Origin of the sequence: Pantoea sp. CTOTU49201, assembly GCF_032054795.1 — a bacterium.
Classification (GTDB): domain Bacteria; phylum Pseudomonadota; class Gammaproteobacteria; order Enterobacterales; family Enterobacteriaceae; genus Pantoea; species Pantoea symbiotica.
In genome coordinates this window covers 1-10,481 of sequence record NZ_DAMBSA010000037.1, presented here as the reverse complement: position 1 = coordinate 10,481, position 10,481 = coordinate 1, and the positions used below count along the sequence as shown (strand labels likewise).

At 54.3% G+C, this 10,481-nt stretch carries 12 protein-coding genes and 1 other annotated feature; all 12 genes read left to right on the top strand.

Translation table 11 applies throughout. The features are described 5' to 3' along the window. Positions 1-28: 28 nt before the first annotated feature. The gene (gene rplT / locus RTY00_RS04620) at positions 29-385 is read left to right on the top strand and encodes a 50S ribosomal protein L20 (RefSeq protein WP_007892678.1); all 357 of its coding nucleotides are present in this window, start codon (positions 29-31) and stop codon (positions 383-385) included. Positions 386-501: 116 nt separating this feature from the next. Continuing rightward, positions 502-627, top strand: a sequence feature (Phe leader region). Beyond that, complete coding sequence (gene pheM / locus RTY00_RS04615; RefSeq protein ID WP_106120997.1) at positions 507-551, top strand: pheST operon leader peptide PheM; 45 nt, start codon at positions 507-509, stop codon at positions 549-551. Its footprint overlaps the feature before it by 45 nt. 71 nt (positions 628-698) lie before the next feature. Continuing rightward, positions 699-1,682 (top strand): phenylalanine--tRNA ligase subunit alpha, encoded by a 984-nt coding sequence (gene pheS / locus RTY00_RS04610; protein ID WP_154152484.1) that lies wholly within the window; start codon positions 699-701, stop codon positions 1,680-1,682. A gap of 14 nt (positions 1,683-1,696) precedes the next feature. Beyond that, positions 1,697-4,084 carry a phenylalanine--tRNA ligase subunit beta gene (gene pheT, locus RTY00_RS04605; protein ID WP_312663573.1) on the top strand — a complete coding sequence of 796 codons (2,388 nt, stop codon included), beginning with the start codon at positions 1,697-1,699 and terminating at the stop codon, positions 4,082-4,084. Positions 4,085-4,088: 4 nt separating this feature from the next. Continuing rightward, positions 4,089-4,391 carry an integration host factor subunit alpha gene (gene ihfA / locus RTY00_RS04600; protein WP_007892687.1) on the top strand — a complete coding sequence of 101 codons (303 nt, stop codon included), beginning with the start codon at positions 4,089-4,091 and terminating at the stop codon, positions 4,389-4,391. A 191-nt stretch (positions 4,392-4,582) separates the two neighbouring features. Beyond that, a complete protein-coding gene (locus RTY00_RS04595) occupies positions 4,583-4,957 on the top strand; it encodes a DUF2502 domain-containing protein (protein WP_312663572.1) in 375 nt (124 codons plus the stop codon). Positions 4,958-5,047: 90 nt separating this feature from the next. After that, complete coding sequence (gene btuC / locus RTY00_RS04590; protein ID WP_312663570.1) at positions 5,048-6,031, top strand: vitamin B12 ABC transporter permease BtuC; 984 nt, start codon at positions 5,048-5,050, stop codon at positions 6,029-6,031. A 39-nt stretch (positions 6,032-6,070) separates the two neighbouring features. Then, positions 6,071-6,616, top strand: a complete 546-nt coding sequence (locus RTY00_RS04585; protein WP_312663569.1) for a glutathione peroxidase — start codon at positions 6,071-6,073, stop codon at positions 6,614-6,616. Beyond that, positions 6,617-7,363 carry a vitamin B12 ABC transporter ATP-binding protein BtuD gene (gene btuD, locus RTY00_RS04580; protein WP_312663568.1) on the top strand — a complete coding sequence of 249 codons (747 nt, stop codon included), beginning with the start codon at positions 6,617-6,619 and terminating at the stop codon, positions 7,361-7,363. A gap of 69 nt (positions 7,364-7,432) precedes the next feature. Beyond that, positions 7,433-7,891, top strand: a complete 459-nt coding sequence (locus tag RTY00_RS04575; RefSeq protein ID WP_312663567.1) for an NlpC/P60 family protein — start codon at positions 7,433-7,435, stop codon at positions 7,889-7,891. A 314-nt stretch (positions 7,892-8,205) separates the two neighbouring features. Beyond that, on the top strand, positions 8,206-8,949 hold the full coding sequence (locus RTY00_RS04570; protein WP_154152469.1) for an EAL domain-containing protein: 744 nt from the start codon (positions 8,206-8,208) through the stop codon (positions 8,947-8,949). A gap of 98 nt (positions 8,950-9,047) precedes the next feature. Then, positions 9,048-10,481 (top strand): protein adenylyltransferase SelO (locus RTY00_RS04565; RefSeq protein ID WP_312663566.1); only part of this gene is annotated, 1,434 nt, incomplete at its 3' end.

Sequence of the window (10,481 nt, the reverse complement as noted above, 5' to 3'; positions counted from 1 at the left end):
TCACAGAATATGATATAGGAGAGCTCACATGGCTCGCGTTAAACGTGGTGTAATTGCTCGCGCACGTCACAAGAAAATCTTAAAACAAGCTAAAGGCTACTACGGTGCACGTTCACGTGTATACCGCGTTGCCTTCCAGGCTGTTATCAAAGCTGGTCAGTATGCTTACCGTGACCGTCGTCAACGTAAGCGTCAGTTCCGTCAACTGTGGATCGCGCGTATCAACGCTGCGGCTCGTCAGAACGGTATCTCTTACAGCCGTTTCATCAATGGCCTGAAAAAAGCCTCTATTGAAATCGACCGTAAGATTCTGGCTGACATCGCTGTATTCGACAAAGTGACATTTACTGCACTTGTTGAAAAAGCAAAATCAGCTCTGGCGTAAGTCAGTTGAAAAAGGGAGCTTGCTCCCTTTTTTATTACCCGCAACTCACGCAAAAGATTGACATTTTGGCCGCTGCGCATTTCAATAGTGCGGTTTCTAAATATGACAAGGTAACGCAAGCATGAATGCTGCTATTTTCCGTTTCTTTTTTTACTTTAGCGCCTGAAAATCAGGGGCTTTTGCGCATAAGAAAAGAAACGAAAAATCGCGCTAAAAGCCTCCCTCGTGGAGGCTTTTTTGTTTCTGGCGACACTTAATCGGATCAGCTGATCCCAACGAGAACTGACCAGCCCGGCTGGAAGAAGAGGAAATCATGTCCCAACTCGCAGACCTGGTGGCTCGTGCCACGGCCGCCATCGACGAGGCGGCGGATATCGCTGCTCTGGACGCCGTGCGCGTCGAATTTCTGGGTAAGAAAGGGCATCTGACGCTGCAAATGACCACCCTGCGTGAACTGCCAGCAGAAGAGCGCCCGGCAGCGGGTGCGGTCATCAACGATGCCAAACAACAAGTGCAGGATCGCCTTACTGCGCGCAAAGATACGCTGGAAAGCGCCGAGTTGAATGCGCGTCTGGCTGCGGAAACCATCGATGTGTCGCTGCCTGGCCGCCGCGTTGAGAATGGTGGCTTGCACCCGGTGACCCGCACCATCGACCGTATCGAAACCTTCTTCGGCGAACTGGGTTTCGCGGTAGTGACAGGTCCGGAAATTGAAGACGATTATCACAACTTTGATGCGCTAAACATTCCAGGCCATCACCCGGCGCGTGCCGACCACGATACCTTCTGGTTCGATGCCACGCGTCTGCTGCGCACCCAAACTTCAGGCGTGCAGATTCGCACCATGAAAAACCAGCAGCCGCCGATCCGCATCATCGCGCCTGGCCGCGTTTATCGTAACGACTACGATCAGACGCACACGCCGATGTTCCATCAGATGGAAGGTTTGATTGTCGATAAGGACATCAGCTTCACCAACCTGAAAGGCACACTGCACGATTTCCTGAACAATTTCTTCGAAGAGAATCTGCAAATTCGCTTCCGTCCTTCTTACTTCCCGTTCACCGAACCGTCCGCAGAAGTGGATGTGATGGGTAAAAACGGCAAGTGGCTGGAAGTGCTGGGTTGCGGCATGGTGCACCCGAACGTGTTGCGCAATGTTGGCATCGATCCGGAAATTTATTCGGGCTTTGCGTTTGGCATGGGCATGGAGCGTCTCACCATGCTGCGCTACGGTGTGACCGATCTGCGCGCCTTCTTCGAAAATGATTTACGTTTCCTCAAACAATTTAAATAAGGGCAGGTTATCCAATGAAATTCAGTGAACTCTGGTTACGCGAATGGGTAAATCCAGCCCTGGACAGCGCTGCGCTGTCTGAGCAAATCACCATGGCCGGCCTTGAAGTGGACGGCGTGGATCCGGTTGCCGGCGCTTTCAACGGTGTTGTGGTGGGTGAAGTGGTTGAGTGCGGACAGCATCCGAACGCCGACAAACTGCGCGTCACCAAAATCAACGTCGGTGGCGATCGTCTGTTGGATATCGTCTGCGGCGCGCCAAACTGCCGTCAGGGCCTGAAAGTAGCAGTGGCGACCGTTGGCGCTGTGCTGCCGGGCGATTTCAAAATCAAAGCGGCAAAACTGCGTGGCGAACCGTCTGAAGGCATGCTGTGCTCCTTCTCTGAACTGGGTATTTCCGACGATCACAGCGGCATCATCGAGCTGCCAGCTGATGCGCCTATTGGTACCGACATCCGCAGCTATCTGCAGCTGGATGACAACACCATCGAAATCAGCGTTACGCCAAACCGTGCCGATTGCCTGGGCATCATTGGGGTTGCGCGTGATGTAGCGGTACTAAACGGTTTGCCGCTGACGGCACCTGCCATTGAGCCGGTAAAAGCCACCATCACCGATACTTTCCCAATTCGCGTCGATGCCACCGCCGCGTGCCCGCGCTACCTTGGCCGCGTGGTAAAAGGTATTAACGTCAAAGCTGCTACGCCATTGTGGATGCGTGAAAAGCTGCGTCGCTGCGGTATTCGCTCAATCGATCCGGTGGTCGACATCACCAACTTTGTGCTGCTGGAGCTTGGCCAGCCGATGCACGCCTTTGATCTCGACCGTATCGACGGCGGCATCGTGGTGCGTATGGCAGAAGAGGGCGAAGCCCTGACGCTGCTGGATGGTACCGAAGCTAAACTCAGCAGCGACACGCTGGTGATCGCCGATCACCAGAAAGCGCTGGCGATGGGCGGCATCTTTGGTGGCGAGCATTCAGGTGTCAACGAAGAGACGCAGAACGTGCTGTTCGAATGCGCCTACTTTGATCCGCTGGCGATTACCGGCCGCGCACGCCGTCAAGGCCTGCATACCGACGCATCACATCGTTATGAGCGTGGTGTCGATCCGGCGCTGCAGCACAAAGCGATTGAACGCGCGACGCAGCTGCTGCTCGACATCTGTGGCGGCGAAGCGGGCCCGGTCATCGATCAAACTGACGCAAGTGCGCTGCCGCCACGCGCCACCATCACGTTGCGCCGTGAAAAGCTTGATCGCCTGATTGGTCACGTGATTGCTGACGATCAGGTTACTGGCATCCTGACGCGTCTCGGTTGTGAAGTGAAGGTCGGTGCAGGCGAGTGGCAAGCCGTGGCGCCAAGCTGGCGTTTCGATATGGCCATCGAAGAAGATCTGGTCGAAGAAGTAGCACGCGTTTACGGCTACAACAACATCCCTGATGTGCCGGTGAAAGCCAGCCTGATCATGACGCAACATCGTGAAGCTGACCTGTCGCTGAAGCGTGCGAAAAATCTGCTGGTGGATAAAGGCTATCAGGAAGCGATTACTTACAGCTTCGTCGATCCAAAAATGCAGCAGTTGCTGCATCCGGGCGAAGAGGCGCTGATCCTGCCAAGCCCAATCTCCAGCGATATGTCGGCCATGCGCCTGTCGCTGTGGACCGGTTTACTGGGCGCGGTGGTGTACAACCAAAACCGTCAGCAGGGCCGCGTACGCCTGTTTGAGAGCGGTTTGCGCTTTGTTCCTGATACACAGGCCGATCTGGGTATCCGCCAGGATCTTATGCTGGCGGGCGTTTTAAGCGGTAATCGCTATGAAGAGCATTGGGATCTGGCGCGTCAGACGGTTGACTTCTATGATTTGAAAGGCGATTTAGAATCGCTGCTGGATTTGACCGGTAAACTTGATGAGATTTCCTTCCGTGCGGAAGCCAATCCGGCGCTGCATCCAGGACAAAGCGCCGCAATTTATTTACGCGGCGAACGAATCGGATTTATCGGGGTGGTTCATCCAGAGCTGGAACGTAAGCTGGATCTCAACGGGCGCACCTTAGTGTTTGAACTGCTTTGGAATAAGGTCGCAGACCGCGTCCTGCCTGATGCGCGCGAGATTTCCCGCTTCCCGGCAAACCGTCGTGATATCGCCGTTGTTGTGGCTGAAAACGTGCCTGCAGCAGATATCATTGCGGAGTGTAAGAAAGTTGGCGTAAATCAGGTAGTTGGCGTAAACTTGTTTGACGTGTACCGTGGTAAGGGCGTGAACGAGGGTGAAAAGAGCCTTGCGATTAGCCTGATTTTGCAGGATACCAGCCGGACACTCGAAGAAGAGGAGATTGCCGCGACCGTTGCCAAATGCGTTGCGGCATTAAAAGAGCGATTCCAGGCAACCTTGAGGGATTGAACCTATGGCGCTTACAAAAGCTGAAATGTCAGAGTACCTGTTTGAAAAACTCGGGTTGAGCAAACGCGATGCCAAAGAGTTGGTAGAACTTTTTTTTGAAGAGGTTCGCCGCGCGTTGGAAAACGGAGAACAGGTAAAACTGTCCGGATTTGGTAATTTTGATCTGCGTGACAAAAACCAGCGTCCGGGCCGTAACCCGAAGACGGGGGAAGATATTCCTATCACCGCGCGCCGAGTGGTGACATTCCGTCCGGGACAGAAGTTGAAAAGTCGCGTCGAGAACGCGACACCCAAGGATGCTGACTAATTTCAGTACGACAAAAAGGCCGCTTAGCGGCCTTTTTTTTTGCCTTAAATTTGGCCGTTCTACACGATTTATCCACGATGTAAGGATTTCGTAAGTATCCGGAAAATAGGGCGAAAATCGGTCCTCACCGATAGTGACGGCGTCAACACTTTTGCTATAACAGCGCCATCACATAGCAAATGGTTTGAATAATGAAAAAGACAGCACTTTTATTAAGCATCCTGTTAGGCATGCCGCTGCTGGCTAGCGCCAATGTTTCCGTTAACATCAACACGCCGGGCGTTTCGATTCATATCGGCGATCAGGATAAGCGTGGCTACTATTGGGATGGTTACGGCTGGCGTGCACCAACGTGGTGGAAACAGCACCATAACCAGCGCATTGGCACCAAAGGTCCGCACGGTTACTGGAACGGTAACGGCTGGCAGGCGCAGCATCCGGGCAATGGACCGCATCGGGATGACAAACGTCAGCCACCGCGACAGCCGCAACCGCAGCATCACGACCAGCATGATAATCAGCAGAAGCGTGATAACCACGGTCAGCCGCTTCCTCCGCATCAGTAATGCATCTCCAGCGGCGCCTCCACAGCGCCGCTTTCTTTTTGCTGTAATCCCACTACAATCAAATCTCTGTTTTCTCAGCCAATCTTATCTATGACTCTGCTGGATCAGCTTGCTTCTCAGGCAAATCGCCGCAGCCAGCGCTGGCTCATCGCACTCAGTGCGCTGCTGTTGCTGCTCATTGGGCTTAGCCTGTCGGCCGGTGATAGCTGGATCTCCCCCACACACTGGTTTTCGGCGCAAGGCGATCTGTTCGTCTGGCAACTGCGCATGCCGCGCACGCTGGCGGTGCTGCTGGTGGGTGCAGCACTGGCGGTGTGCGGCGTGGTGATGCAGGCGCTGTTCAACAATCCGCTGGCAGAACCCGGCTTACTTGGCGTGTCGAATGGGGCGGGGATTGGTCTGGTATTAGGCGTAATGCTCGGCAACGGTTCGTTATGGAGCTTAGCGCTGGCGGCAATGGCCGGTGCGCTGCTGATCACACTGATTCTGCTGCACTTCGCCCACAAACAACTTTCTGTCAGCCGCTTGCTGTTGACCGGCGTGGCGCTCGGCATTATCTGTAGCGCCATCATGACGTGGGCGGTGTACTTTAGCACCAGCCTCGATCTGCGCCAGCTAATGTACTGGATGATGGGCGGTTTTAGCGGCATCGATTGGCGCTATGGCTGGATGATGCTGGCGCTGCTGCCGGTTACGCTGCTGCTGATCGCCACCGCGCGCACGCTGAATTTGCTGGCGCTGGGCGAAACCTCAGCGCGTCAGCTCGGATTACCGCTGCTGCTGTGGCGCAACCTGCTGGTGCTGGCGATGGGCTGGCTGGTGGGCGTGAGCGTGGCGATGGCGGGGGCAATCGGCTTTGTCGGTCTGGTTATCCCGCATTTGTTGCGTCTCAGCGGTTTCAGCGATCATCGTTATTTGTTGCCTGCGGCGGCGTTAGCCGGTGCCGCAGTGCTGTTGGGCGCGGATATTATTGCGCGGCTGGTGTTAACCTCTGCCGAACTGCCGATTGGCGTGGTAACCGCCACGCTCGGCGCGCCGCTGTTTATCGTGTTATTAGTGAAGTCTTCGCGCTAGCTTTGGCTGGCAACGTGTTATCAACAACAGGAATCGACTATGAGCATTTATCAAACAGAACTGGTGACGCTGGACGGTGAAAAAACCTCGCTGGCAGCCTTTGAAGGCAAGGTGCTGCTGGTAGTGAACGTGGCATCAAAATGCGGCCTGACGGCGCAGTACGAGCAGTTAGAATCGCTGCAGAAAGCCTGGCAGGATAAGAACTTCAGCGTGCTGGGCTTCCCGTGCAATCAGTTCCTTGAGCAAGAGCCGGGCAGCAACGAAGAGATCAAAACCTTCTGCAGCACCACCTACGGCGTGACTTTCCCGATGTTCGATAAAACTGACGTCAACGGCGAGCATCGTCATCCGCTCTATGCGCAGCTGACGGCGGCGCAGCCGGTGTCGCAGCGCCCGGAAGGCAGCGGTTTCCTTGAGCGCATGGAGAGCAAAGGCCGCGCGCCGAAAGCGCCAGGCGATATCCTGTGGAACTTCGAGAAGTTCCTCATTAATAAGCAGGGCAAAGTGATTGCGCGCTTCTCACCGGATATGACGCCGGACGATCCGATCATCCTGAAAAGTGTAGAGCAGGCGCTGGCCGAGTAAATGCTATTGCAGTGTCAGGGAGTCAGCGTCACAGGGCGGCTGGCTCCCGTCGAACTAAGCGTTAACGCCGGTGAGTTAGTACATCTGGTGGGGCCGAACGGTGCCGGCAAAAGTACCTTGCTCAACGTGCTGTCCGGTTTGTTGCCGAGTCAGGGCAGCATTGTGCTGGATGGCGCGCCGCTGTCCACGTTAAACGGTGCGGCATTGGCTCAGCTGCGCGGCTGGCTGCCGCAGCAGCAGATGGCGCCGGGACAAATGCCGGTATGGCATTACTTACGCATGCATATCTCCGCACAAACGGCGGAAACTGACCGCGTATTACTTGATGTTTTCGCGCAGTTAGCTCTGCAGGACAAGCTGATGCGCAGCCTGACGCAGCTTTCTGGTGGCGAATGGCAACGCGTGCGGCTGGCTGCTGTGGTGTTACAGGTGCATCCAGCGATCAATCCTCGCGGCAAGCTGCTGCTGCTGGATGAGCCGATGAGCGCACTCGATGTGGCGCAACAGCGTGCAGTTGATAAGTTGCTGGCTGAACTGTGTCGCAGCGGACTGGCGATTGTTGCCAGCGGGCACGACCTCAACCACAGCTTGCGCCATGCCGATCGCGTGTGGCTAATGCATCAAGGCGCGGTTGTGCGTCAGGGCAGCGCCCGCGACGTGCTGACCGCTGCGCAATTAGCACCGCTTTACCAAACCCCGTTTGAACAAATCGATACTGCACAAGGCCCGCTGCTGTTTATTCCCTGACTGAGGATTGCGTGCCGTGGCGCTTTGCCGCTAAAGTGTCTGCCGGACGAGGGAGAGAGGAAAAGGCTGATGCGGCTGACAATTTTGATTTTGGCACTGTTGCTGGCGGGCTGTAGCCATCATGCGCCGCCGCCTAATGGTCGCCTTTCTGATTCCATCACCGTGATTGCCCAACTCAACGATCAGCTGAGCCGCTGGCGCGGAACGCCGTATCGCTATGGCGGGTTAAGCCGCGGTGGCGTGGATTGTTCCGGCTTCGTCTATCTGACCTTCCGCGATAAATTTGAGATGCAACTGCCGCGATCGACCACTGATCAAACCGACATTGGTACGCGCATCGACAAAGACGATTTGCTGCCTGGCGATCTGGTGTTCTTCAAAACCGGCAGCGGAGAAAACGGTTTGCACGTGGGTATTTACGATACTGACAACACCTTTATTCACGCCTCGACCAGCCAGGGTGTGATCCGCTCTTCGCTGGATAACGTTTACTGGCGCAAAGTATTTTGGCAGGCGCGTCGCATCTAAATAGTGCTTTTATCGCTTAATAAAGACGCGAAAAAAGAAAGGTTATCTCACCCTGAATTAATTCCGAATCGTGCCGATATTTAACTATCATTTAGAATGGCACTTTACCCGCCATCGATTTAATACTAATAATAAAGCTTAATTTATTTAATTGGTATGGACATTAACCCCGGCTTATTTGGCTTAAGTATTATTTGCGGCTTAAATCGGCGTAATAAGACCTAAAACGGCACCTCTTCAAACGTTTGGTCCTATTGCCTGGTGGTATTCGTTGATATACGATGCGCCAATTGCCATTGCTTCTGGCTTGAAAAATGAAAGTCCATTTGTCTGCCGACTATCAGTCGGAAACCTGGTTTTATCCAGTTTACTCTCTGGCGGGCCAGCTGACTGCGGTCGAGCTGGTGACGCAATTTGTCCACGACAGCGCACCTATTACGCTGCCGCAGGATTTGCTATTGCCACAATTGGACGATGCGCAGCAATTACGTTTGCTGCAGAGCCAGCTTTCATTGCTGGAAAAGTACCGCGACTTTTTTGAGATTAATCAAATTACCGCTTTGGTACGTATTGATGATTCCATGGCCAATACACTTTTAGCCAGCGAATTTCTGTTAAGGAAATTCCGACAAATTCCTTTTATTGTTTTGGATATCAGCGAAACGTTTCCGCAATTATCTTTGGGTAAATCCCATCCGTTGCTCGCCGCATTACAAAGTGAATTTCGTTTATCGCTTTCGCAATTTGGTGCAGGAAAAGCACCGGCAACGGCGGTGTACGATAATCTGTTTAGCGTGTTAAAACTGGATAAAGTCTTTATTCAGAACCTGGCAAAACGTGCCTCGTTTACGCCTTTTATTCAGACGGTTATCAATAATTTTTCTGATTTTGCGGAGCAGATCATTATTTGTGGTATTGACGATAACCAAATGATGGAAAAGATGAGCACGTTGAGCGGTGCGCAGCTGCAGGGCAGTTTGTTCCCGGTTGTTAAAGCTGAACGCCTTAGCGATCTCATCTATTCCGATCTGAATTTACACACGCCTTCGCAGCAGTAATCCTTTCGCCTGTCTTCCACGCCGCGTCGGCGTTACAATCCTGGTTATCTTAAAACTCAATGCGGGTGCCTTCGTTAAGCGCACCTTCCGGAGTGTCGATGCAATTTACCAATAGCTGGCAGCAAGAATTAGCCGGATTCTACACCGCGCTGGACCCAACGCCGTTGGAAGGTGGACGGCTGTTTTATCACAATGCGCCGCTGGCACAAGAGATGGGTTTAGACGATGCGCTGTTCGCCGGCAACGGGCATGGCGTGTGGTCAGGGCGCGAACTGTTGCCCGGCATGTCGCCGCTGGCGCAGGTTTATAGCGGCCATCAGTTTGGCGTCTGGGCCGGACAACTGGGCGATGGGCGCGGCATTCTGCTGGGTGAACAGCAGCTGACGAAGGGTCGCAAGCTCGACTGGCACTTAAAAGGTGCCGGTTTAACCCCTTATTCGCGCATGGGCGACGGTCGCGCGGTGATCCGCTCCAGCGTACGCGAATTCCTCGCTTCCGAAGCGCTGCATCATCTTGGCATTCCCACCACTCGCGCGCTGGCTTTAGCCATCGGCGATGAGCCGGTGCTGCGCGAAACCCAGGAACGCGGTGCGATGCTGATGCGCATTGCCGACAGCCATCTGCGTTTCGGCCATTTTGAGCATTTCTATTACGGCGGTGAACAAGACAAAGTGCGCCAGCTGGCGGATTACGCTATTCGCCATCACTGGCCGCAGCTGAAAGAGGAAGCGGACCGTTATCTGCTGTGGTTCACCGATATCGTCAAACGCACCGCCAGCCTGATCGCCCATTGGCAGAGCGTGGGCTTTGCGCACGGCGTGATGAACACCGATAACATGTCGATTCTGGGCTTAACGCTGGATTACGGTCCGTACGGTTTCCTCGACGACTATCAGCCGGATTACATCTGCAATCACAGTGATTATCAGGGCCGCTACGCCTTCGAAAATCAGCCGATGATTGGCCTGTGGAACCTTAATCGCCTGGCGCACGCCTTGTCGGGCTTAATGACCACCGAGCAGCTTAAACAGGCGCTCGGTCATTATGAAAACGAGCTGATGCGCGTCTGGGGCGAGAAAATGCGTGCCAAACTCGGCTTGCTGACGGCGGATGCCAATGACAACACGCTTTTGACCGGCTTACTGTCGATGATGACGACGGAACGCAGTGATTACACGCTGACCTTCCGCATGCTAAGCGAAACGCAGCAGGATGAAAGTCGTTCACCGTTGCGGGATGAGTTTATCGATCGTGACGCTTTTGATCGCTGGTACAGCGATTATCGCCAGCGGCTGTTGCAAGATCACGTCAGCGATGCGCAGCGTCAGGCGGTGATGAAGGCGGCCAATCCGGCGCTGGTATTGCGCAACTATCTGGCACAGCAGGTGATTGAAGAGGTAGAGAACGGCGAGATCACGGCGTTAGCCAAACTGCACAGTGCGTTACAGCAGCCGTTTAGCGATGCGGCCGTCAGCGCCGAGTTGCGCCAACGACCACCAGAGTGGGGCAAAACGCTGGAAGTGAGTTGTTCC